This window comes from Clostridium sp. UBA3061 (genome assembly GCF_002367465.1).
GTDB classification, from domain to species: domain Bacteria; phylum Bacillota; class Clostridia; order Clostridiales; family Clostridiaceae; genus Clostridium_J; species Clostridium_J sulfidigenes.
In genome coordinates this window covers 67,218-93,290 of record NZ_DFCF01000028.1, presented here as the reverse complement: position 1 = coordinate 93,290, position 26,073 = coordinate 67,218, and the positions used below count along the sequence as shown (strand labels likewise).

Genomic DNA, 26,073 nt, shown 5'->3' with positions numbered 1-26,073 from the left:
ATAAATAAAAAGTGACCTATATATTTTTAGGAGGTGAAGGTTTTGCGTCTAGAGATTGGAAAGATATTTATTAAGGATCTTCAATTTGGACCAGAAACAAAAGTTGAGAACGGAGTTCTTTATGTAAACAAAGAGGAGTTATTAAACGAGGTATCTGGTGACGAAAGAATTGCAAGTATCGATTTTGATATTGCAAGACCAGGTGAGGAAGTTAGAATAATACCTGTAAAAGACGTAGTTGAACCAAGAGTTAAAGTAGAAGGAAATGGTGGAATATTTCCAGGTTTTATTAGTAAGGTAGATACAGTAGGTTCTGGAAGAACACATGTTTTAAAAGGAGCTGCAGTTGTAACTACTGGTAAAATAGTTGGGTTCCAAGAAGGTATAGTTGATATGAGTGGAGAAGGTGCTAAATATACACCGTTCTCAAAAACAAATAACCTTGTGATTATATGTGAACCAAAAGAAGGAATTTTACAACATGATCATGAAGAAGCAGTAAGAACTATAGGATTTAAAGCAGCTACATACCTTGGAAAAGCAGGTAAGAATGTGGAACCTGATGAAGTGAAAACTTATGAGACACTACCACTTCTACAACAAGTTCAACAATATCCAGAGTTACCTAAGGTAGTATATGTATATATGCTTCAAACACAAGGATTATTACATGATACTTATGTATATGGTGTAGATGCTAAGAAAATAATTCCTACATTTATTTATCCAACAGAAGTATTTGACGGAGCTATCGTAAGTGGAAACTGTGTATCTGCTTGTGATAAGAACCCTTCTTATGTTCATATGAATCATCCAATAATAGAAGATTTATATGAGAGACATGGCAAGGACTTTAACTTCTTAGGTTGCGTTATAACAAATGAAAACGTATATCTAGCTGATAAAGAGAGATCATCAAATATGGTTGCTAAGTTAGTAGAATTCTTAGGAGCAGATGCTGCTATAATTTCTGAAGAAGGATTTGGAAATCCAGATGCGGACTTAGTTATGAACTGTAATAAGGTTACAGCTAAAGGCGTTAAAACTGTTCTAGTTACAGATGAGTATGCTGGTCAAGATGGTATGTCTCAATCATTAGCAGACTCAACTCCAAAGGGTGATGCTGTAGTAACTGGAGGTAATGCTAACGAAGTTGTTATTTTACCACCTATGAAAAGAGTAATTGGTCATGTAGATGCTGCAAATACTATTGCTGGTGGACACATGGGAAGCTTAAGAGAAGATGGATCAATTGAAGCTGAAATCCAAGTTATTACTGGAGCAACTAGCGAAGTAGGATTTAACTACTTAACAGCAAAAGGATATTAATTTTAAAATATAACTAAAAAGTTTAGTTTAATGATTATGAGTACATTGAAAAGGAGATAGATACTATGTTACAAGGAAAAAAAGCTATCTGTATAGGAGATAGAGACGGAATACCAGGACCAGCTATAGAGGCTTGTGTTAAATCAGCAGGAGCAGAAGTTGTTTTTGCATCAACAGAGTGCTTTGTCTGAACAGCTGCAGGTGCAATGGATCTGGAGATCCAACAAAGAGTTAAAGATTTAACTGAAAAATATGGTGCAGAGAACATGGTGGTAGTAATCGGAGGAGCAGAAGCGGAAGCATCTGGATTATCTGCTGAAACAGTTGCTGCTGGAGACCCAACATTTGCAGGTCCTTTAGCAGGAGTTGATCTTGGATTATCTGTTTTCCACGTTGTAGAGCCAGAAATGAAAGCAGAATGTGATGAAGCTATTTATGACGAACAATGCGGAATGATGGAAATGGTTCTTGATGTTGATGCTATTATAGAAGAAGTTAAAAATGTAAGAGACCAATTCTGTAAATATCTTTAATAAATAATTTTAATAGAAAATGTTAAATTAATTGACCTAAGAAATAGAATTTCTAGAGGGCAAGTCCCATGAAAGGGGGAACACCTATGTTAAAAGTTGTTCATTATATAAACCAATTCTACGCAGGAATAGGCGGAGAAGAAAAAGCTGATATTAAACCTGAGGTTCGTGAAGGGTTTGTAGGACCTGGACTTGGATTAAATGGGTTATTAAAGAAAGAAGACGTTGAGATAGTTGCTACAGTTATTTGTGGAGATTCTTATTATGCTGAGAATACAAAAGAAGCACAAGCTGAAATTATCGAAATGGTAAAAAAATATAATCCAGATTTATTTATAGCTGGACCTGCATTTAACGCTGGAAGATATGGTGTTGCATGTGGAGATGTATGTAAGGCAGTTAAAGAAGAGTTGAATATACCTGTATTATCTGGAATGTACATTGAAAATCCAGGTGCAGACATGTATAAAAAAGATTTATATCTTATCTCTACAAGAAATAGTGCTGTAGGTATGAGAGATGCATTACCTAAAATGGCTAAATTAGCTATTAAATTAGCTAAGGGAGAAGAAGTAGGTTCTCCAGTAGAAGAGAACTACATTGAAAGAGGAATAAGAAAGAACTATTTTGCAACTGAAAGAGGATCTAAGAGAGCAGTTGACATGCTTGTTAAAAAATTAAAAGGTGAAGAATTCATTACAGAATTTAAAATGCCTGACTTTGATAGAGTTGATCCAATGCCAGCAATAAAAGATATAACTAAAGCTAAAATTGCTATAGTTACATCTGGTGGTATAGTTCCAAAAGGAAACCCAGATCACATAGAGTCATCTTCAGCTTCTAAAATTGGTAAATATGATATAGAAGGAATTAATGATTTAACTGGAGAAACTTTTGAAACAGCACACGGTGGTCATGATCCAGTGTATGCTAATGAAGATCCAGATAGAGTTATCCCAGTAGATGTTCTAAGAGATCTTGAAAAAGAAGGGAAAATAGGAGCATTACACAGATACTTCTATTCTACAGTTGGAAATGGTACAGCTGTTGCATCTTCTAAAAAATATGGTGAGTTTGCAGCTAAAGAATTAATAGCTGACGGCGTAGATGCAGTTGTATTAACTTCTACGTGAGGAACTTGTACACGTTGCGGTGCAACGCTTGTTAAAGAAATAGAAAGAGCTGGACTTCCAGTAGTTCACATGTGTACTATTACTCCAGTATCTTTAACTGTTGGAGCTAATAGAATAATTCCTACAGTAGCTATTCCTCATCCACTTGGAAATCCAAACTTAACAAAAGAGGATGAATATACATTAAGAAGAAAACTTGTTGAAAAGGCTTTAAAAGCTCTTGAAACAGAAGTTGATGGACAAAAAATATTTGAATAATTAAAATTAATGATTTAGTAATTAGGGGATTACCCCTAATTACTAAATATATTAATAAGAAGATGTCTAGTTTGCACAATGTACAATGAATAGTTTGTACCTATTTATTATAGATTGTGCAAATTACAAAATAAATTATTATAAACGCACATTATTAAGGGAGGTTGAATTAAAAATGAATTTTCCAGTTATAAAGAAAGCATCTTATATTTTAGTGAATACTCCAGATATGGTAATACATAATGGAACTACACAAACATTAGAAAAACAAACAAATCCAGATTCAGAATATTTAAAGGCTATAAAAAATAATTTAAGAAGTTTTGAGGATGTTGTAGCTTATGCACCAAATCAAACTTATATAGGAAACATTACACCAGAAGAGTTAGGCGAAATGCCAAGACCATGGGTTGGAAAGAATGTAGAAAATGCTAATAGATTTGGTAAATACGGCGAAATAATGCCACAAGATGAATTCTATGGATTAATGAAGATATCTGATGTATTTGACTTAGTTTTATTAGAAGAGTCTTTTGTTGAGACTATAAAAGAAAAATTAGCTAATCATCCATTACTAAAAGAAAAAGCAGGAAAAATTACTGGGGATGAAATGGCTAAAATTGAAGAGTTAGTTAATAATGCTGGAGCAGAAGGATTATATGTAGATGGAAACCTTGTTGGTTGTGTAAGAAGAGCACATGAGTTTGATCCAAACCTTTCAGCTCACTATATGCTTGAAAATTTAGCAGTTAAATCATCAGGAGTACTTGCTGGAATGCATCTAGTTGACAATTTAGATATTCCTGTAGAAGAAATAGGTTATATAATAGAATGTTCAGAAGAAGCAATAGGAGATATGAACCAAAGAGGCGGCGGAAACGTAGCTAAATCTATAGGTGAAGTTGTAGGTCTTTCTGGAGCTACTGGTTCAGATATGAGAGGATTCTGTGCAGGACCTACTCATGCATTAATAAATGCAGCGTCACTTGTTAAGAGTGGAATATTTAAAAATGTATTAGTAATTGCAGGTGGAGCTACTGCGAAGCTTGGAATGAATGGTAAGGATCACATAAAAAAAGAATTACCAGTACTTGAAGATTGTTTAGGAGGATTTGCTATTCTTGTTTCAGAAAATGATGGAGTAAGTCCAATTTTAAGAACTGACATAATTGGAAAACATACAATTGGCCATGGTGCTTCTCCACAAGCTGTACTTGAAGCATTAGTACTTGATCCATTAACAGCAGCTGGATTAAAAGTAACAGATGTAGATAAGTATGCACCAGAAATGCAAACTCCAGATATAACTGAACCTGCAGGAGCTGGAGATGTTCCAACTCAAAACTATAAAATGATTGGTGCTTTAGCTGTTAAGAAGGGTCAATTAGATAGAAAAGAATTACCAGGATTTATAAAAGAACATGGATATCAAGGTTACGCTCCAACTCAAGGACATATACCATCTGGAGTGCCAATAGTGGGACATGGAATAGATCACATAAAAGATGGCATTTTAAATAACTTTATGATCGTAGGAAAAGGAAGTTTATTCTTAGGAAGAATGACTAACTTATTTGATGGAGTTTCTATACTAGTTGAAAAGAATACTGGAAAACTAGACAATGAGTCAGGTGTTAGTAAAGAAGAAGTTAAATCAATGGTAGCAGATGCCATGAAGGATTTTGCAAGCTTTTTAATGAACTCTGATAAATAGAGCCTTAAAACTCAGAAGGATAATTGCTCCTACTGAAGCTTAACAATTACTAATTTATCTCTTTAAATATAAGAGGTTATTAAAGAAACGGGGTGTAGAAATGAGTCAAAATGCTACTAAAGCAATGATTGCTGAAGTATTTAATGATATAGCAACAGGAATAAAAAGCGGACAATTCAAGAAAAAAGTTAGAATAGGTTTAACTATACTAGGTTCTGAACATGGAGTCGAAGAGATGGTTAAAGCTGCTGAACTTGCAAAAGTAAAATATGGCGATTTTGATATAGTTTTAATTGGACCTAAAGTAGATGCTGATTTTGAAGTAATAGAAGTAGAATCAGCTGAGGAAGGTCATAAAAAAATGACATCTATGTTAGAGTGTGGAGAATTAGATGGTTGTGTTACACAACACTTTGATTTTCCAATAGGAGTTTCTACAGTAGGTAAAGTAATGACTCCTGGAAAAGGAAAAGAAATGATAATTGCTACAACTACAGGAACTACTTCTACAAATAGAGTTGAGGGTATGGTTAAAAATGCTATATCTGGGATATCTGTAGCTAAAGCTAGTGGTATTAAAAATCCAAAAGTTGGAATACTAAATCTTGATGGTGCTAGACAAGTAGAAAGAATTCTAAGAGAAACTCAAGAAGGAGGATATGACATATCCTTTACTGAATCATTAAGAGCTGATGGTGGAGCTGTAATGAGAGGAAATGACCTTTTAGCAGGAACACCGGACGTTATGGTTTGTGATTCATTAACAGGAAATCTTTTAATTAAGATATTCTCTTCATTTACTACAGGTGGGAATTATGAAACTGTAGGAGCTGGATATGGTCCTGGAATTGGAGAAAACTATGATAAGTTAGTTAATATAGTTTCTAGAGCTTCAGGAGCACCGCTTATTGCAGAAGCATTAAGATTCTGCGCAACTTGTGCAGAAAACAAGGTTTTGGATATAGCTAGGGATGAGTTTAAGTCAGCTAATGTAGCTGGATTAAAAGAATTTATAGATAAGACTACAAAAAAAGCTAACAAATCTCAAGAAGAGGAAGAGGTAAAAATGCCACCTAAAAAGGTAGTAACTTTCTCTATAGCAGGTATAGATATACTAGAGCTTGAAAATGCATGTAAAGCGCTTTGGAAAGAGGGTATATACTCAGAGAGTGGAATGGGTTGTACTGGGCCAATAGTACTTGTAGCTGATGAAGACGGTGAAAAAGCTCAACAGGTATTAAAGAATGCAGAGTTTGTATCTTAAAATATAGATAATAAAAATAAAATTGACTGTAGTCTTACAGTCAATTTTATTTGATTTTTACGGATAATTATGGTATATTCAGCATATAAATATATGAAATTAAATAATACTGAATATATTTATTTACATGATAAAAATTTTTTATTAGGTTATAATACATACTATAATAAAAATTTTTATATATTTATATTACTTATTTATTTCAGGAGGGTTTAAGATGAAAATGAAAAAAATAGTTGCTCTTATGGCAACGGTTGCTATGACTGCATCCCTACTTGTAGGTTGCGCTGGTAACGGAAACGATGACAAAGGCACAGCAAGTGAAGGCAAAGATACTCCTAAATCAGAAGTATCAGTAGGTCTTTCAACAGATGAAGGTGGATTAAATGACAAATCATTTAACCAATCAGCTGATGAAGGAGTTAAAAAAGCAGTAGAAGAGTTTGGAGTTAAATACACTTCAGTTGAAGCTCAAAAGAAAGAAGATTATGAACCAAACCTACAAGCATTAATAGATGGTGGTTCTGATCTAACTTTTGCAATTGGATATCAATTATATGATGCAGTTGCTAATGTAGCTAAAAACAACCAAGATTCAAAACTTTGTATCATAGACTCTGTAGTTGAAGCTGATAACGTAATGTCAGTAACATTTAAAGAAGAAGAGGGTTCTTTTTTAATGGGAGTTATAGCTGGTTTAACTACTAAAACTAACAAAGTTGGATTTATAGGTGGAAAAGATACTGAAACAATACAAAAGTTTGAAACAGGATTTGCAGCTGGAGTTAAAGCTGTTAATCCAGAAGCGGCTGCTGGACTTATAAGTGCAGATGGCAAGAACCCAGGAATAACAGTTAAATACGCAGATTCTTTTGCTGATGGAAACAAAGGTAAAGAGTTAGCTATATCACTATACGGAGCTGGATGTGATGTAATATATCATGCAGCTGGAGGAGCTGGTACAGGGATGTTCCAAGCTGCTAAAGAATTAAGAGATTCGGGTAAAGAAGTTTGGGCTATTGGTGTTGATAAAGATCAAGCAGTTTCTCTTCCAGAATTTAAAGATGTTATTCTTTCTTCGATGATGAAAAGAGTTGATAATGCTACTTATGATGTAACAAAATCAATTGTTGAAGGAACATTCAAAGCCAAGCATATTGAATTAGGAATTGCTGAAGGTGGAGTAGGAATGTCTGCAACAACTAAAGACAATACTGCTGCTGATGTAATTAAGAAAGCAGAAGAGTTTGAAACTCAAATTAAAGAAGGTAAAATTAAAGTGCCTGCTACAAGACAAGATGTTATTGATTTTAAATAATCAATGAAAAAGAGATAAAAAGCTAGATTTTACATCTAGCTTTTTTTTATACCTTTTGATAGTATATTTTTATGAAAGTAAAATAGTATGAAAAATAAAAATAATATTCAATGAAATATTTTTATGGTATAATGGGAGATGGATTCTATAAAGTGCATATCGTATTTTAACTAATGTTAAGTATTTTAATGTAATATGTAAACGTAGGTAATATTATAAGGAGGAAGGGAAATGGAAAAAGTAATTGAAATGAAAGGTATAACTAAAGTTTTCCCTGGTACCATTGCAAACGACAGTGTAGACTTTGATTTATTACAAGGAGAAACTCACGTATTGCTAGGTGAAAATGGTGCAGGAAAAACTACCTTAATGAATATACTTTATGGCTTGTATCAGCAAGAAAAAGGTGATATTTATGTTAATGGAAATTTGGTTAAAATTAACAATCCTAGTGAAGCGATAAAGCTTGGAATAGGGATGGTTCACCAACACTTTATGTTAGTTCACAACTTTACAGTAGCTGAAAATATTGTACTTGGATGTGAACCCAATAAAGGATTATGTATGGATAGAAAAAAATCATATAAAGATGTAAAGGAATTATCAGATAAATATGGATTTTCTATAGATCCTAATGCTATTATTGAAGATATATCTGTAGGACAACAGCAAAAGGTGGAAATTCTTAAGGCTCTTTATAGAGGAGCAAAGATTCTAATTCTTGATGAACCAACAGCGGTTCTAACACCACAAGAAATTAAGGAACTAGGCAAAATATTAGATAATTTAAAAAATGAAGGAAAATCTGTCATTCTTATAACTCATAAATTAAAAGAAGTTATGAGTATGAGTGATAGAGTTACTATAATTAGAAGAGGTAAGGTTACCGGTATTGTTAATACTACTGATACTAGTATTGATGAATTAGCAGAGTTAATGGTTGGAAGAAAGGTAAACTTAGTGGTAGAAAAAAGAGAATCTGAATTAACAGGAGAAATTCTTAAGGTTGAAAATCTATATGCCAATGATCAAAGAGGTATTCCTGCTGTGAAAAATGTTTCCTTTACTGTTAATGGGGGCGAAATTTTAGGAATTGCAGGAGTAGATGGGAATGGACAAACAGAACTATTAGAAGTACTTACAGGTCTTAGAAAAGGTCACAATGGAAAAGTATTATTAAATGGAAAAGATTTATATGGAAAATCTCCTAGAGAAATTATTGACTCAGGTATTGGACATATTCCTGAAGATAGACATAAAAGAGGACTTATACTAAAATATTCATTATTTGAAAACTCTATTCTTGGAATTCATAAAAACAAAGAATTTAATAAAGGTATTATGATGGACTATAAGGCTATCAAAAAACATTGTGACACACTTATAGAAGAGTTTGATGTAAGAACACCTAGTAATGAAGTAAATGCATCTGCTTTATCTGGAGGTAACCAACAAAAGTTAATTGCAGCTAGAGAAATTTCTAAAGACCCAACATTATTAATTGCTGCTCAGCCTACAAGAGGTATAGATGTAGGTGCTATTGAATATATTCATAGTAGACTTGTAGATGAGAGAGATAAAGGGAAAGCGGTACTTTTGGTATCTTTAGAATTAGACGAAATTTTAGCTCTTTCAGATAGAATTGCTGTTATGTATGACGGTGAAATAGTAGATATTTTAGATAGAAAAGATGCAGATGAGCAAAAGCTAGGAATATTAATGGCTGGTGGAAGCTTAGATAAGAAAGGGGAAGAGAAATAAAATGAGTAGTAAAGTTAAGGATACAATTAAAGCTATACTCTTTCCTGTAGTAGCAGTTATACTTTCTTTGTTTATATCAGTATTTTTTGTTATGTGGGCAAAAGGATATTCAATAACTCAGTACTTTACAGCATTAACTGATTTAGTTTCGGTTATATGGAAGGGGAGCTTTGGAACATCAAGAAATGCAATGACTACATTAGCAGAAGTGACACCTTTGATTTTTACAGGTGTAGCTAATGCTGTAGCTTTTAGATGTGGACTATTTAATATTGGTGTAGGTGGGCAATTTGTATTAGGTATGGTTGCAGCTGCTATAGTAGGAACCATACCAGGATTAAGTCCTATAGTACACATTCCATTAATAATTGTAAGTGGTATAGTTGCAGGAGGAATTTGGGGAGGAATACCGGGATTTCTTAAGGCTAAGTTTGGAACTAATGAAGTTATAAATACAATTATGATGAACTATATTTCTATAGCTTTAGCTAACTATATTATACTTAGAACCTCTTTCGGAGTTTATGGAAAATCAGCAACTCCAATGATAGAAGACAGTGCAAAACTTGCAAGATTTGTTCAAGGAAGTTCAGCTAATATAAGTTTATTTATAGGTATTATAACAGCTATTATTATGGCGTTTATATTATGGAAAACTACCATTGGATATGAGATAAGAGCCGTTGGTATAAATCCTCATGGTGCAGAATATGGTGGAGTAAATGTTGCTAAGAATGCAGTTTTAGCTATGGTTTTATCAGGAGCTATAGCTGGACTTGGTGGAGCTACACATGTAGCTGGTGTGAAACATTTAATTCAAGATTTTATGGTGGTTCCTAGCTATGGGTTTGATGGTATAGCAGTAGCACTGTTAGCTAAGAAAAATCCAGTAGCATGTATTTTATCAGCCATATTGTTCGGAGCTTTAAATAGTAGTTCAAGAGCTCTTCAAATTAGTGGAATACCAAAAGAAATAGTATTTTTAATTCAATCAGTAATTATTATATTTGTAGCAACAGATTACATTGTGACTTACTTTGGAAATAAGAAAAAGAAAGGGGAGATAATGAATGGATAATATAATTGTTGTTAGTATCATTTCATTAATAACAGCTACTTTAAGAATAGCTACACCTCTTATTTTCACATCCTTAGGAGGAGTGTTTTCTGAGCGTTCAGGAGTAGTAAATATAGGTCTTGAAGGTATGATGACCATAGGAGCATTTTTTGCTGTATATGGAACATATATAACAGGTAGTCCTGTAGTAGGAATAGTGTTTGCTTTAGTATCGGGTGGATTACTTGCATTAATTCATGCAGTTCTTAGTATCCACTTAAAATCAGACCAGGTTATTTCTGGTACAGCTATTAACTTGTTTGCTACAGCTCTAGCTAGTTTCTTGATATATATATTATTCAATGGAAAGGGAGGTCAAACAGACTTGGTAACCCTTCTTCCTTACAACTTACCAGAATTCATTGTGAATATTCCTATTATTGGTGATATTTTATCTGGGTTAAACTGGTTTGTAATAATGGCAATAGTATTGGTATTTGTAGCCCATTTTGTACTTTACAAAACTTCTATTGGACTTAGAATTAGATCTGTAGGAGAACATCCAAAAGCTGCAGATACACTAGGAATAAATGTATACCTAGTAAGATACATTTGTGTAATATTATCAGGAATGTTAGCTGGTCTTGGTGGAGCTGCTTTATCAATTGGTGTTACACCGATATATAGAGAAGGAATGATAGCAGGTAGAGGATTCATTGCTTTAGCAGCTGTAATCTTTGGTAACTGGACACCTATCGGTTCCTTTGGAGCATGTTTGTTGTTTGCCTTTGGTGAATCATTCCAGATATTTGCCCAAGGGCTTGGATGGTCATTACCATCTGAAGTGTTTACAATTATACCATATCTATTAACTATGTTAGCACTTGCTGGCTTTGTAGGAAAAACAAATGCTCCAGCTGCTTCAGGAGAAGCATATGAAAAGAATGGTAGATAATATTTAAATTAATTTAAATTGTAATATAGTTTAGAGAGTTAGTTTGTTATAGGCTAACTCTCTTTTTATAAATTATTGTCGGGGAAATATGGATTGTCTCTATTTAGTTAGAAATATCATATAATTTATGATATGATTAGTTAATATGAGTAGGAGGGATATTTATGAATTTAGGCTTTGATTTAAGGCTATCACAGGAACAAAAATTGATTATGACAATGGAGATGCAACAATCAATAAAGTTATTACAAATGTCATCCTATGAACTTTTACAACATATTGATAAGGAATTACAAGAAAATGTAGTTTTGGAAGTAGAAAACAATTTAGAAACAACTAAAGAAGAAATAGTTGATAATGAGTTGAGAGAGTATAGAGAATTAATTAGAGACATGGCCATGGATAATTATAATGATAGATCATACTACAAACATGAAGAAGATGATTTGGTATCACCTTTTAATTTTATAAGTAGCAAGCCTACTATTAAGGATTATTTAAGAGAACAAGTTATGCATAGTAATTTAGATAGACAAGATGAGTGTATTTGTAGATATATTGTAGATAATATTGATCATAGAGGATATTTAGATGAAAAGATTATAGATAATTTAATGGAAGAACTGAGTATTTCAAAGGATTCTGCGATGAGATGTGTAGATATAGTTCAGGGACTTGAACCGCCTGGAATATGTGCTAGGTCACTGAGTGAATGTTTAATACTTCAACTGCATAGGAAAAATATAATGAATAATTATGTTGAGGAAGTAATAAATAATTATTTATATGAGTTATCAAAAGGAAAATATCAATTAATAGGTAAAAAACTTGGAGTTTCGGCTAAAATAGTTCAAGAATGTGAAGATATAATAAAAAAATTGGAACCTAAACCTACCAGGGGGTTTTTTACTGGTGAAGAGATTGGATATTTGATTCCAGATGTTTATGTAAAAAAAATAAGTGATGAATATGTAGTTTTGATGAATGATAATTTATTACCTAAATTAATAATTAATAATACATATAAAGATGTAATTAATAGCAGTAATGATTCGGAAGCTATAGATTATGTAAAAGACAAAATAAGTAGTGCTATGTTTTTGATTAAAAGTATACAAAATAGAAAAAATACTTTGTGTAAAGTCATGGAGGAAATAGTTAAAAATCAAGAGGAGTATCTAGATAAGGGGAATAATTATATAAAACCTATGACTATTAAATATATAGCTAATAGTCTAAATATGCATGAATCTACGGTTGGTAGAGCTATTAGAGATAAATATGTAGCTCTTCATACAGGGGAAATTAAGAGAATAAAGGATTTATTTACTAATAGTGTAAACATTTTAAGTCAAGATATATCATCTGTTAGTGTAAAAGATATGATAAAGAATATAATAGAATCTGAAGACAAGTCAAAACCACTATCTGATTCAGTTATATGTAAACTAGTTAATGAAAAAGGCATAGATATATCTAGACGTACTATAGCCAAATATCGAGAGGAGTTAGGAATAAAATCCTCATCTCAACGAAAAAGATTAATATAGATTTTGATATTCCATATGAAACATTAATTTATTATTATGATTTATATGGAATTATTTTTTTGTATAAATTGTAGATGAATGTAGAAATATAACTTATATAAAACTAAAATTAACATAAGTACTTCACAAACAATGAATATTGGCATATAATATAAATAGAGGTTTAGAATGTTGATGGGACAAATAGTGTCCATAGGGACATATTTTGTCAATGAGGTGAAAGATGGAGAAGTTATTGAAATTACAACAGAAAGTAGTGCCGGAATTGCTAGAAGTTTTAGATATGCGATATACCATATTAAAAAATATAAAGTATAGAGAACCCATAGGCAGAAGGCTGCTGTCAACCATAGTGAATTTAAGTGAAAGGGTTGTAAGAAGCGAAACAAATCTATTGAAAACTCAAGGATTAATTGATATTAAGTCCTCTGGTATGTATATTACTGAAGAAGGTGATGAAGTTTTTATTGGACTTAAGGCTTTTATGAAGGAATTAAGTGGGTTAAATCACTTAGAAGAGGAATTGAAGAAAATTCTTAAAGTTAGAGAAGTAATAGTTATTAACGGAAATGTAACAGAAGATAATTCATTATATACTGAACTTGGTAGGGTAGCGGGTAATTATTTAAAAAGTATTATTAAAGATGATATTACAATATCCCTTACAGGAGGACGAACAATTAAGGAGGTAGTTTACAATTTCCTTCCAATGACTAAATATAAAAATATAAAAGTTTTACCTGGAAGAGGTGGTATAGGAAAGGAAACAGAAATACAATCTAATACCTTAGTAGAGATTTTAGCAAATAAGTTAGATGCTACTTATGAATTGTTACATATTCCAGATAACATAAGTAGTGATTCTTTTAAAGCGTTGATTAAGGAATCAGATATTAAGGAAACTTTTGAACATATAGAGAAATCAAATATTCTTATCCATGGTATAGGACTGGCTAAAGATATGTGTGATAAGAGAAGTCTAGGTAAGGACATAAAGGAAAGAATATTAGAATTAGGAGCTATAGGAGAAGCTTATGGACATTATTTTAATAGCAAAGGTGAGGTTGTATATTCTATGCCTTCAATTGGAATAACTAAAGATAGAATTAAAAATATCCCTAATGTAATAGCTGTAGCAGCTGGTGTTGAAAAGGCAGAAGCTATCATGGTTATACAAATGGATAAATTAAATTCAACATTAGTTACTGATGAAGCTACGGCAAAAGAAATTTTAAAACTATTTTTAAATAAAGTTGGTTGTTAATACTTAATGATTTTATCCTAGAGTTACTTATTAAAGTACTTATATGTTTTTAAAATTAATATATTATGATTTTTAGGATTCTATGTTTTAAAATCAATATGTATATAAGGAAATGTATCTCTAGATAAGGATTTTTAGGATTAAATCTCCTAAAAATCTGTTTATATCAATTAAGTTTAATATAAAAATTATTAAATTAAATGTTGGAGGTATTTTATAATGGTTAAAGTTGGAATTAATGGATTCGGTAGAATTGGAAGAAATGTATTTAAGGTTTTGGTAGATAAATATGGAAATGACATAGAAGTTGTAGCAATTAATGATTTAACAGATCCTGAGACACTAGCACATCTTTTGAAGTATGATACCCTTTATGGAAAATTCAATGGAACAGTTGAAGCTACTGAGAATTCAATTATAGTTAATGAAAAGGAAATAAGAATATTTGCAGAAAGAGATCCTAAAAATATACCATGGGGACTTCAAGGTGCAGATATTGTAATAGAATCTACAGGATTATTTACAGATGCTACAAAAGCAAAGACTCATATAGAAGCTGGAGCTAAAAAGGTGTTAATTTCCGCACCAGCAAAAAATGAAGATATAACAATTGTACTGGGAGTAAATGAAGATAAATATGATGCTAAAAATCATAATATTATTTCAAATGCTTCATGTACAACTAACTGTTTAGCTCCTTTTGCAAAAGTTTTAGATGAAAAGTTTGGTATAGTACAAGGGCTTATGACTACAATACACTCATATACTAATGATCAAAAAATATTGGATGCTCCACATAAAGATTTAAGAAGAGCTAGAGCTGCAGGAGAATCAATGATTCCAACAACTACAGGAGCGGCAAAAGCGGTCGCATTAGTTTTACCACAGCTTAAAGGAAAATTAAATGGTATGGCAGTAAGGGTTCCAACACCAACAGTTTCAATGACTGATTTAGTATGTGAACTTGGTAAGTCTGTGAGCGTAGAGGAGGTTAACGGGGCTTTAAGAGAAGCGGCAGAAGGAAAACTTAATGGGATTTTAGGCTTCTCTGAGGAACCATTAATTTCAATGGACTTTAGAGGTGATGAGAGATCTTCAATTGTAGATGCATTATCAACTATGGTTATGGGAGATAATCTAGTTAAAGTAGTAGCTTGGTATGATAATGAGTGGGGTTACTCAAATAGGCTAGCAGATTTAACAAAATATGTTGCAGATAGATTATAATCTTCAAAATGTGTTAAAATAGGTATGTAATAAAAATCTAGTTCTATGATTTATGATTGAACTAGATTTTTATTACAATAAGTTTAAAAAAGGAGATTTTAATATGTCATTTAACAAGAAATCATTAGAAGACATCAATGTGAAAGGTAAAAAGGTTTTAGTAAGGTGTGATTTTAATGTACCTATAGTAGAGGGTAAAATTACTGATGAAAATAGACTTCTAGGAGCAATACCTACTATAGAGTACTTAGTTAACAATAATGCAAAGGTTATATTATGTTCACATTTAGGAAAACCAAAGGGGGAGCCTAAACCAGAGCTTTCGCTATCACCAGTAGCAGCAAGATTAAGTGAACTATTAAATAAGAAGATAATTTTTGCAGCGGATTATAATGTAGTGGGAGATAAAGCAAAGTCAGCTATTTTAGATATGAATGATGGAGATATAGTACTATTACAAAATACTAGATTTAGAAAAGAAGAAACTAAAAATGAAGAAAATTATTCTAAGGAATTAGCTTCTCTTTGTGATTTATTCGTAAATGATGCTTTTGGAACAGCACATAGAGCACATTGTTCTACAGTAGGAGTAACTGGATTTGTAAAAGAGTCAGTTTGCGGATATTTAATTCAGAAAGAGCTTAAGTTTTTAGGAGAAGCTATAGAAAATGCTGAGAAACCATTTACTGCTATTTTAGGAGGCTCTAAAGTATCAGATAAAATTAATGTAATAAATAATCTTTTAGAGAAAGTAGACAATCTTCTTATAGGAGGAGCCATGGCATATACTTTCCTGAAAGCTAAAGATTATAAAATGGGTATATCAAGGGTAGAAGAAGATAAAATTGATTATGCACTAGAGATGATGGATAAGGCTAAAGAAAAAGGAGTAAAATTATATTTACCGATAGACCACGTAGTAGCTACGGAATTCGATAAAAATGCAAATCCAGTAATAACAGAAGATGAAAATATTCAAGATGGATATATGGCTTTAGATATAGGACCCAAAACAAGAGAATTATATGCAGAAGTGATAGCAAAATCTAAAACTATTATTTGGAATGGTCCAATGGGAGTTTTTGAATTTGAAAACTTTAATAAGGGAACAATAGCAGTAGGAGAAGCTATGGCTAATTGTGATGGAATCACAATAATTGGTGGAGGGGATAGTGCTGCGGCTGTTAATATATTTGGTCTAGGAGATAAAATGACACATATTTCAACAGGTGGCGGAGCTTCCTTAGAATTTTTAGAAGGAAAAGAACTTCCAGGAATTGTTGCTTTAAATGATAAATAAATGTAAAATCTATAAAGAAAGTAATAAACAAGATAAAATCTTGTTTATTTACTTTCCTTTTCGAGAGTAATATATTATATTTGATTTAGAGAAAAAAATGTAATATGTCTCTTAAGGAAAAAACTTGGATATATTAGCATCATTAAAGATGTGTTGCAAAGTTATTAATAGGAGGATTAATCATGAGAAAAGCAATAATAGCAGGAAACTGGAAGATGAATAATACAATAGAAGAAGCAGTAAATTTAGTTAAGGAATTAAAGCCTTTAGTAAATGATGCTAGCTGTGATGTAGTAGTTTGTCCCACTTTTTTAAGTTTACCAGCAATAGTTGAGGAATGTAAGGGAAGCAATATTATGGTTGGGGCTCAAAACATGCATTTTGAAGAGTCAGGTGCTTTTACAGGAGAAGTTTCTCCATTAATGCTTAAAGAACTAGGAGTAAAATTTGTTATAATTGGACATAGTGAAAGAAGACAGTATTTTAATGAAACTGATGAAGCTATTAATAAAAAATTAAAGACTGCTTTTCATCACAAGATTACACCTATATTATGTATAGGTGAAAGTTTACAGCAAAGAGAATTAGGAATAACTGAAGAAGTATTAGGTGCTCAAATAAAGCAAGATTTAATAGGAATAAAAAAAGAGCAAGTTGAAAATATGGTTATAGCCTATGAACCTATTTGGGCAATAGGGACAGGGAAAACTGCAACTGCAGATGATGCTAATAATACAATAGGATTTATTAGAGGAGTTATATGCAAGTTATACGGAGAAGAAGTTGCATATAAAATTAGAATTCAATATGGCGGATCAGTTAAGCCATCAACTATAAAAGAGCAAATGTCAAAGGAACACATAGATGGAGGATTAATAGGTGGAGCTAGTCTTAAAGCTTCAGATTTCGCAGCTATTGTAAATTACTAATAAAAGGATGGTCAAATATTATGAATAAAAAACCAGTAATGCTAATGATATTGGATGGTTTTGGAATAAGCGATAATGTGGATGGAAATGCAGTTAGAGAGTCTAATAAGCCTAACTACGATGGATTAAAGGCTAAATATCCTCACACCGCATTATCAGCTTCTGGTCTAGATGTAGGGCTTCCTGAGGGGCAGATGGGTAACTCAGAAGTTGGACACTTAAATATAGGTGCGGGAAGAATAATATATCAAGAATTGACTAGAATAACAAAATCAATTAAAGATGGCGATTTCTTTGAAAATAAAGCTTTTAATACTGCTATTGATGATGCGTTAAAAAATAACTCAGCTGTTCACTTAATAGGATTATTATCAGATGGAGGAGTTCATTCTCATATAAATCATGTAAAAGCTCTTATAACTCTTTGTAAGAGAAGGGCTGTAAAAAAAGTTTTTGTTCATTGCTTTTTAGATGGAAGAGATGTATCACCAACATCTTCAAAAATATTTATAGAAGAGTTACAAAACCATATGGATAGTGAGGGAATAGGAGAAATTGCAACTATTTCTGGTAGATATTATGCTATGGATAGAGATAATAGATGGGAAAGAGTACAATTGGCCTATAATGCAATGGTAAAAGGTGAAGGAAATACTAGTACTTCTCCATTTGCAGTTATAGACGATGCTTATCATGATAATAAAACAGATGAGTTTGTAATTCCTAGTGTAATTGTGAAGGATGGTAAACCGGTAGCTACTATAAAAAATAAAGATTCCATAATATTTTTTAACTTTAGACCAGATAGGGCAAGAGAGATAACTAGAGCTTTAAAAGATAAGGATTTTAAAGGTTTTGAAAGAGAAAGTTTAGATGTAACCTATGTATGTATGACTCAATATGATAAAACTATTGAGGATGTACAAATAGCTTATAAACCTGAGAGTTATGAGAATACATTAGGTGAATATGTTAGTAGCAAAGGATTAAAGCAGCTTAGAATTGCGGAAACAGAAAAATATGCTCATGTAACTTTCTTCTTTAATGGTGGAGTAGAGGAACCTAATAAGGGTGAAGATAGGGTATTGATTCCATCACCTAAAGTAGCAACCTATGACTTAAAACCAGAAATGAGTGCCTATGAAGTTACTGATGCAGTATTAAAAAGTATTGAAAAGGATGAATATGATTTAATTATATTAAATTATGCTAACCCAGACATGGTTGGACACACTGGAGTTATTGAAGCAGCAGTAAAGGCTATTGAAGTTGTAGATTATTGCTTAGGCAAGGTTGTAAATAAAGTACTAGACCATAATGGTACAGTGTTTATTACAGCAGACCATGGTAATGCTGAGTCTATGATTGATTACTCTACAGGCAAACCAATGACTGCACATACTACTAATCTGGTTCCATTTACATACGTAAGTAAAGAAATAGGAACACTTAGAAGTGGAGGAATACTTGCAGATATTGCTCCAACTATCTTAACAAAGATGGAATTAGATATTCCAAGTGAAATGAGTGGAAAATCATTAATTTAAGTTGTTAAGTTAAAATATTTAGCCATGCTAAATTTATTATAAACATAATATGAAGGAGGAAAAAAATGAAACAATATGTTGAAATTATTGATGTCTATGCAAGACAAATATTAGATTCAAGAGCGTTCCCAACAGTAGAGGTTGAAGTTGTTCTAGAAGATGGTACAGTAGGGGTAGCGGCAGTACCTTCAGGAGCATCAACAGGTCAATTTGAAGCTGTTGAATTAAGAGATGGAGATAAATCTCTATACAATGGAAAAGGTGTATTAAAAGCTGTTGATAATGTAAACAACATAATAGCAGAAGAATTAATTGGAATGAATATATTCGATCAAGTTGCTATAGATAAGACTATGATAGAATTAGATGGAACTCATAATAAAGAAAAATTAGGTGCTAATGCTACTTTAGGAGTGTCCCTTGCTTGTGCAAAAGCTGCAGCTAATTACTTAGGACTTGGTTTATACCAATATATTGGTGGAGTTAATGCTAAAGTTTTACCAGTACCTATGATGAATATCTTAAATGGTGGAAAACATGCTGATAATAATGTGGACTTACAAGAGTTTATGGTTATGCCAGCAGGAGCTACATCTTTTAGCGAAGCTTTACGAATGGGAGCAGAAGTTTATCATGCATTAAAAGGAATCTTAAAAGCTAAAGGACTTGGAACAGGTGTAGGTGATGAAGGTGGATTTGCTCCAGATTTATCATCAAATGAAGAAGCAATAAAAGTTATAATCGAAGCAATAGAAAAAGCTGGATATGTTCCAGGAAAAGATGCTTTCATAGCACTTGACCCAGCATCTTCTGAATTCTTTGAAGATGGAAAATATAATCTTGCTGGAGAAGGAAGAATGTTAACTCCTCATGAGATGGCAGATTACTATGTAGAATTATGTGAAAAATATCCAATAATATCTATTGAAGATGGTATGGCTGAAGAAGATTGGGAAGGATGGAAGTACTTAACTGATAAAATAGGTAAAAAAATTCAATTAGTTGGAGATGACTTATTTGTAACTAATACTTCTAGACTTGGAATGGGAATTGAAAGAGAAACTGCAAACTCAATTCTTATAAAATTAAACCAAATAGGAACTTTAACTGAAACTTTAAATGCTATAGAAATGGCTGCAAGAGCTGGTTATACTGCAGTGGTTTCTCACAGATCTGGAGAAACAGAAGATACTACAATAGCTGACTTAGTAGTAGCTACAAATGCAGGTCAAATTAAAACTGGAGCTCCTGCAAGAAGTGAGAGAGTTGCTAAATACAACCAGTTATTAAGAATCGAAGAAGAACTTGGTGACATGGCTGAATTTAGAGGATTAAAATCTTTCTTTAACATAAAAAGATAACTAATTTCTATAATAAAAACANNTGTTTTTATTATAGAAATTAGAAGTATATATTAATTTAATATATATATTTACATTTATTACTCTTTCCATTGTAAAAATATTTTTACTGTGATAAAATATATTACATGTATAAGGATAAAGAATTAAGGGGGCATAATAATGATAACAGCATTAAAGGTTGTAATAATTATTTCCGCATTAACAGTTATATTGGCAATATCTCTTCAAGAAAGTAAATCATCAGGCTTAGGTGGATTAGTAGCTGGAAGTTCAGAAACTTTTTATAGCAAAAATAAAACTAAAACAAAGGAATCATTCTTAACTAAACTTACTATAGTATCAGCAGTTGTTTTTGCAGGGTCAATTATAGGAATAAACATATTTATACTTTAACTAAAAGCTATCCAGGGGGATAGCTTTTGTATTTAATGTCTGATAAAATTATATTAAAGATTAAATGTTTACACTTTAATATGATAACTTTATAATGTATATAGATGAATTTTTTAGTGATAGGGGAGAAAATAATGAGTGGATATGTTTCAAAACTTGAAACTTCAGAAATGGATTATCTTGTTGATGCAATTAGATCTCTTAAAACCAGAGAGGAAGTATATAGGTTCCTTGAAGATGTTTGTACAATAAATGAAATAAAAGCTATGGAGCAAAGACTTCAAGTTGCAAGAATGCTTAAAGAAAGAAGAACTTATTTAGATATCGCTAGTAGTACTGGAGCTAGCACTGCTACCATAAGTAGAGTTAATCGTTCTTTAAATTATGGAAATAATGGATATAAGGTAGTATTTGAAAGAGTTGATTGGAATGAATATGAAGATAAATAGAAAGTTGTAAGTAATCATAGATTAATTATAAGAAAAAGCTTTACTTTGAAGAGAGTAAGGCTTTTTCTATTTAATCAATTTATTAGAAATTAAAATAATTACAATATAAGGTTATGGTGTATTAACCATATTGAGTAATTATTTATATGTCGTTTATAAATTCATAGTATATGGTATAATAAAGAATAGGTTAAATATTCATAGTATAGTATTATATTATAGGATAAATAAGATTAATAAATTACATTAGATAACTATAAATTTAGGAGTGATTAGATGGATTTAAAAAAGCTATTAAACAAGGAGCAATACGAAGCAGCTGTTACCGTAGAAGGCCCCTTGTTAATTTTAGCAGGTGCAGGATCAGGAAAGACTAGGGTTCTTACTTATAGAATGGCACATATGATAAATGATTTAAATATATATCCCTCACAGATTTTAGCTTTGACTTTTACAAATAAAGCAGCAGGAGAGATGAAGGAAAGAGTTAAATCATTAGTAGGAGATATAGTTGATACAATGTGGGTTTCAACTTTTCACTCTAGCTGTGTAAGAATTTTAAGAAGAGAAATTGATAAGTTAGGATACAATAAAAATTTTACTATATATGATAGTTACGATGCTAAATCACTAGTAAAGCAGTGCATGAAAGAACTTAATATCAATGATAAAGACATAACTGATGGAGAAATTATCTCAAAAATTTCCGATGCTAAAAATAAATTAATATCTGCTAAGAAGTTTAAAAAAGAAAATGAAGGAAACTTTCGAATGAATAAGATAGCAGATGTTTATCTAACCTATGAAAAGAAATTAAAGACTACAAATTCTTTGGATTTTGATGATCTAATTTATTTAGTTGTTAAACTGCTTAAAGAAAATGATGAGGTTAGAGAGTTTTATAGAAGAAAATTTAAATATATTCTTGTAGATGAGTATCAAGATACTAATAAATGTCAATATGAATTGATAAAGCTTTTAGTTAATGAAAATGAAAATATATGTGTAGTTGGAGATGACGATCAATGTATTTATGCATGGAGAGGTGCAGATATAAATAATATATTGGACTTTGAAAAGGATTTTCCAAGAGCAAAGGTTATTAAGTTGGAGCAAAACTATAGGTCGAAATCAAACATATTAGAGGCTGCTAATAAGGTTATAAGAAATAATGCACAAAGAAAAGATAAAGTGTTAAGAACTGAAAGTGAATCTGGAGAAAAGCTAAAAGTATACAGAGCCTATAGCGACATAGATGAAGGAAACTTTGTAGCAACTCAAATTAAAAGGATGATAAGAGAAGAAAATAGAAGCTTAAAGGATTTTGCTATACTTTATAGAATGAACTCCCAATCGCGTATATTTGAGGAAGCCTTTAGAAGGAATGAGATAACCTATAAAATAGTAGGGGGACTCAGATTCTATGAAAGAAAAGAAATTAAGGATGTCATGGCTTACTTGAAAGTGATAAATAATCCTCTTGATGATATAAGTTTAAAAAGAATTATAAATGAGCCTAAAAGAAGTATTGGAGACACAACCATAGCTAAGGTACAGGAATTTGCAGCAGAAAATAATATATGCATGTATGATGCACTTTTAGATGCAGAATTTATACCAAATCTTTCTGCAAGAGCTATAACATCTATAAATAAATTTGTGAGCTTAATGAATACTCTTATAGTGGATGCAGAGAATATAAGTGTACCTGAACTAATTGAGGATATTTTAGATAGAAGTGGATACATGAAAATGCTTAAGGGGTCTAGTAGTGCCGAGGATGAAAGTAGAATAGAAAACTTAAAGGAACTTGTATCTGATGCTGTAGTCTTTGAAAATTCTTCAGAAGATAAATCCTTAAGTGCCTTTTTAGAAAAGGTAACTTTAGTTTCTGATATAGATAATTTAGATGAAGAGAATAATGCAGTAGTAATGATGACTGTTCATAGTTCAAAAGGACTTGAATTTCCAGTAGTTTTCTTAGTTGGAATGGAAAATGGAATATTTCCAGGAATGGCTTCTTTGAATAATTTTAATGAGATGGAAGAATCAAGAAGACTTTGCTATGTTGCTATTACAAGAGCTGAAGAGATGCTATATATATCATCGGCAGAACAGAGAATGGTATTTGGTAGAACTGTGGGATATCCTATATCAGACTTCATAAGTGAAATACCTAAGGAATTAAAATATGATTTGAATGATGATGGAGGAACTCAATCCAAAGGAAGTTTTGATAATATTAACAATAAGGTAAATAATAAGGTTAATAATAATCCTCACTCCTTTAGAAGTGGTTTTTATAATTCAAAGAAACCTATGGCTTCAAGTGAAATTAGTGGCATTGAATGTGGAGTTGACAAATGTGCAGTTAAAGAAGAACTTACTATAGGGGTAAAAGTAAGACATGGTAAATTTGGAGTGGGAACTGTAGTATCTATATCCTCAGACAATGGAGAAACTATAGTTACTATAGCTTTTAACAATATGGGAATCAAAAAGCTTATGCTTAATAAGGCAGGTCTGGAACTAGCTTAATATAGTGTAAGAAAGTCACGAAGACAGCAGAATAAGTTTATTATAGGCTATGTTTTAGATGTTAATAAAACATAGCCTATAATTAAATTTTAAATATATAAGAGCTATTTTTAAGTTAATAGGAGGAAGCGTTATAATGAGTGATGATAAGCGTAGTAAAATGCTGAAGTTAGTAGAGGAGTTAAATAAATACTCCTATGAATACTATGTACTAGATAATCCTATCATATCTGATAAGGAATATGATAAAAAATATGATGAACTTAAAGTATTAGAAAGTGAACTTGAAGAGGTTTTACCTTATTCACCAACGTTAAGAGTAGGAGATATAGTTTTAGATGAATTTAGAAAATATAAACATAGAGCTCCTCTTTGGAGTTTAGATAAGGCTCAATCCATAGAACAAATTAAGAATTGGCATAATAGAAATATTAAAGCTATAAACGAGTATAATAATAATAATGAAGAAAAACTGCCAAGTGTTAAATATATTGTTACTAAAAAGTTTGATGGACTTTCTATAAATTTGACCTATAACCAGGAGGGGATTTTAATAGTTGGATCCTCTAGAGGGACTGGAGAAATTGGAGAAGACATTACTAGTCAAGTAAAGACTATAAAATCTATTCCACTCATAATAGATAATCACAGTATAATCGAAGTTCATGGTGAAGCTATTATGACAAAGGAAGCTTTTGAAAACTATAATAAAAATGCTTCTATCCCATTAAAGAACTTAAGGAATGGAGCAGCTGGAGCTCTTAGAAATTTAAATGTAAAGGAGACTGCCAGAAGAAATTTATCTGCTTTTTTCTATGATGTTGGATATAATGAAGGAAATCCATTTAATACATATACTGAAATGATGAATTTTATAAAAAAAATGGGACTCCCTATGGATAATTATATGGAAACATGCACTAATATTGATGAGATAGAAAAACAAGTTGAATATATTAATAGTATTAGAAACAACTTGAATTATGACATAGATGGGGTAGTTATAGCAATTGATGATATAAAAACTAGAGAGGTATTAGGATATACAATTAAGTTTCCTAAGTGGGCAATAGCTTATAAGTTTGAAGCAGAAGAAACAACTACTAAGCTTTTGGATGTAGAATGGAATGTAGGTAGAAGTGGAAGAGTTAGTCCTACTGCAATTCTTGAGCCAGTAGAGTTAGGTGGTGTAACAGTTAAAAGAGCTACTTTGAATAACTTAGATGATATTCAGCGTAAGGGAGTGAAAATTGGAGCTACAGTATTTGTTAGAAGATCTAATGATGTAATTCCAGAAATAATGGGAGTAGTAGAGGAGTCATTAGAAAGAAGTATTTCTATTGAAGAGCCTAAGGTATGTCCTAGTTGTGGGGAAGAATTATTTAGAGATGGAGTGCATTTGTTTTGTGAAAACACCTTGGCATGTAAGCCTCAAATGGTAAAAACTATAGTTCACTACGCTGGCAGAGAAGCTATGAATATAGCTGGATTTAGTGAAAAAACTGCTGAACAGTTATTTGAAAAACTTGGAATAAAGTCCATAGCAGATTTATATAGAATAAAAAAAGATGAATTAGTTGGATTAGAAAAGTTTGGAGATAAGAAAGCTATAAATCTTTTAACAGCATTAGAGAATAGTAAAGAATGTGAATTATCTTCATTTATATATGGACTAGGTATTCCTAATGTGGGTAAAAAGACAGCTAAGGATCTATCAAAGAAATTTAAAACTTTAAAAAATATTGAGAAAGCATCCTTTGAAGAATTAATATCAGTTCCTGATATAGGAGATATAGTTGCAAAAACTATAGTTGAATTCTTCTCATTAGATAAATCTAGAGAAACCATAAATGAGCTATTAAATTTGGGTGTAACTCCAAGGGAGGAACAAGTTCAGCAAATAGATGAAAATCCTTTTAAAGATAAAACTATTGTAGTTACAGGAAGTTTAAAAGAATTTTCAAGAAATGAAATTAAAGATAAATTAGAAAGTTTCGGTGCAAAGGTAGCAGGTTCTGTAAGTAAAAAAACAGACTTTGTTATAGTTGGAGAAGACCCAGGTTCTAAGTATAATAAAGCTATAGAATTAGGAATTAGAGTAATTTCTGAAGAAGAGTTTAAGGGAATGATTTAAAGTAGAAAGCATTAGCCCCATGGAGTTTTTATCCATGGGGCTAATTGCTATAGTAA

The 26,073-nt window shown here is 31.6% G+C and carries 20 protein-coding genes; all 20 read left to right on the top strand.

Going from position 1 to position 26,073, the window contains the following annotated elements:
• Positions 1–42 precede the first annotated feature (42 nt).
• The 20 genes from B2P65_RS17685 to ligA all read left to right on the top strand — a co-directional run bounded on the left by B2P65_RS17685 (position 43) and on the right by ligA (position 26,017).
• Positions 43–1,329 carry a glycine/sarcosine/betaine reductase component B subunit gene (locus tag B2P65_RS17685; RefSeq protein ID WP_346848974.1) on the top strand — a complete coding sequence of 429 codons (1,287 nt, stop codon included), beginning with the start codon at positions 43–45 and terminating at the stop codon, positions 1,327–1,329.
• A gap of 65 nt (positions 1,330–1,394) precedes the next feature.
• The gene (gene grdA, locus B2P65_RS17680; RefSeq protein WP_343826952.1) at positions 1,395–1,862 is read left to right on the top strand and encodes a glycine/sarcosine/betaine reductase complex selenoprotein A; all 468 of its coding nucleotides are present in this window, start codon (positions 1,395–1,397) and stop codon (positions 1,860–1,862) included.
• An 86-nt stretch (positions 1,863–1,948) separates the two neighbouring features.
• Positions 1,949–3,253 (top strand): glycine reductase complex selenoprotein B, encoded by a 1,305-nt coding sequence (gene grdB / locus B2P65_RS17675; protein ID WP_346880642.1) that lies wholly within the window; start codon positions 1,949–1,951, stop codon positions 3,251–3,253.
• Between the two features lie 175 nt (positions 3,254–3,428).
• The gene (grdC, locus tag B2P65_RS17670) at positions 3,429–4,967 is read left to right on the top strand and encodes a glycine/sarcosine/betaine reductase complex component C subunit beta (protein ID WP_346877836.1); all 1,539 of its coding nucleotides are present in this window, start codon (positions 3,429–3,431) and stop codon (positions 4,965–4,967) included.
• Positions 4,968–5,067: 100 nt separating this feature from the next.
• Positions 5,068–6,231, top strand: coding sequence for a glycine/sarcosine/betaine reductase complex component C subunit alpha (gene grdD, locus B2P65_RS17665; RefSeq protein ID WP_346848977.1), 1,164 nt, complete (start codon positions 5,068–5,070; stop codon positions 6,229–6,231).
• A gap of 217 nt (positions 6,232–6,448) precedes the next feature.
• Entirely contained in the window at positions 6,449–7,549 is a 1,101-nt protein-coding gene (locus tag B2P65_RS17660; RefSeq protein WP_346848978.1) for a BMP family ABC transporter substrate-binding protein, read from the top strand.
• A 231-nt stretch (positions 7,550–7,780) separates the two neighbouring features.
• Positions 7,781–9,310, top strand: a complete 1,530-nt coding sequence (locus tag B2P65_RS17655) for an ABC transporter ATP-binding protein (protein ID WP_346848979.1) — start codon at positions 7,781–7,783, stop codon at positions 9,308–9,310.
• A gap of 1 nt (position 9,311) precedes the next feature.
• On the top strand, positions 9,312–10,388 hold the full coding sequence (locus tag B2P65_RS17650; RefSeq protein ID WP_346848980.1) for an ABC transporter permease: 1,077 nt from the start codon (positions 9,312–9,314) through the stop codon (positions 10,386–10,388).
• Positions 10,381–11,322 carry an ABC transporter permease gene (locus tag B2P65_RS17645; RefSeq protein ID WP_346848981.1) on the top strand — a complete coding sequence of 314 codons (942 nt, stop codon included), beginning with the start codon at positions 10,381–10,383 and terminating at the stop codon, positions 11,320–11,322. Before B2P65_RS17650 ends, B2P65_RS17645 begins: the two co-directional genes overlap by 8 nt.
• Before the next feature lie 164 nt (positions 11,323–11,486).
• The gene (rpoN, locus tag B2P65_RS17640; protein WP_346848982.1) at positions 11,487–12,872 is read left to right on the top strand and encodes an RNA polymerase factor sigma-54; all 1,386 of its coding nucleotides are present in this window, start codon (positions 11,487–11,489) and stop codon (positions 12,870–12,872) included.
• 223 nt (positions 12,873–13,095) lie between these two features.
• Positions 13,096–14,136, top strand: coding sequence for a sugar-binding transcriptional regulator (locus tag B2P65_RS17635; RefSeq protein ID WP_346848983.1), 1,041 nt, complete (start codon positions 13,096–13,098; stop codon positions 14,134–14,136).
• A 219-nt stretch (positions 14,137–14,355) separates the two neighbouring features.
• Complete coding sequence (gap, locus tag B2P65_RS17630; protein WP_035132381.1) at positions 14,356–15,363, top strand: type I glyceraldehyde-3-phosphate dehydrogenase; 1,008 nt, start codon at positions 14,356–14,358, stop codon at positions 15,361–15,363.
• Between the two features lie 103 nt (positions 15,364–15,466).
• Positions 15,467–16,663, top strand: coding sequence for a phosphoglycerate kinase (locus B2P65_RS17625; protein ID WP_346880641.1), 1,197 nt, complete (start codon positions 15,467–15,469; stop codon positions 16,661–16,663).
• A gap of 182 nt (positions 16,664–16,845) precedes the next feature.
• Positions 16,846–17,592: a triose-phosphate isomerase gene (gene tpiA, locus B2P65_RS17620; RefSeq protein ID WP_346880640.1), complete on the top strand. Its 747-nt coding sequence runs from the start codon at positions 16,846–16,848 to the stop codon at positions 17,590–17,592.
• Positions 17,593–17,612: 20 nt separating this feature from the next.
• The gene (gpmI, locus tag B2P65_RS17615) at positions 17,613–19,139 is read left to right on the top strand and encodes a 2,3-bisphosphoglycerate-independent phosphoglycerate mutase (RefSeq protein ID WP_346880639.1); all 1,527 of its coding nucleotides are present in this window, start codon (positions 17,613–17,615) and stop codon (positions 19,137–19,139) included.
• A gap of 65 nt (positions 19,140–19,204) precedes the next feature.
• Complete coding sequence (eno, locus tag B2P65_RS17610; RefSeq protein ID WP_035132373.1) at positions 19,205–20,500, top strand: phosphopyruvate hydratase; 1,296 nt, start codon at positions 19,205–19,207, stop codon at positions 20,498–20,500.
• Positions 20,501–20,662: 162 nt separating this feature from the next.
• Positions 20,663–20,896 (top strand): preprotein translocase subunit SecG, encoded by a 234-nt coding sequence (secG, locus tag B2P65_RS17605; RefSeq protein ID WP_035135246.1) that lies wholly within the window; start codon positions 20,663–20,665, stop codon positions 20,894–20,896.
• 134 nt (positions 20,897–21,030) lie between these two features.
• A complete protein-coding gene (locus B2P65_RS17600) occupies positions 21,031–21,345 on the top strand; it encodes a YerC/YecD family TrpR-related protein (RefSeq protein ID WP_346848987.1) in 315 nt (104 codons plus the stop codon).
• A gap of 276 nt (positions 21,346–21,621) precedes the next feature.
• Positions 21,622–23,883, top strand: a complete 2,262-nt coding sequence (pcrA, locus tag B2P65_RS17595) for a DNA helicase PcrA (protein WP_346880638.1) — start codon at positions 21,622–21,624, stop codon at positions 23,881–23,883.
• A 136-nt stretch (positions 23,884–24,019) separates the two neighbouring features.
• Positions 24,020–26,017, top strand: coding sequence for an NAD-dependent DNA ligase LigA (gene ligA, locus B2P65_RS17590; RefSeq protein ID WP_346880637.1), 1,998 nt, complete (start codon positions 24,020–24,022; stop codon positions 26,015–26,017).
• Positions 26,018–26,073 lie beyond the last annotated feature (56 nt).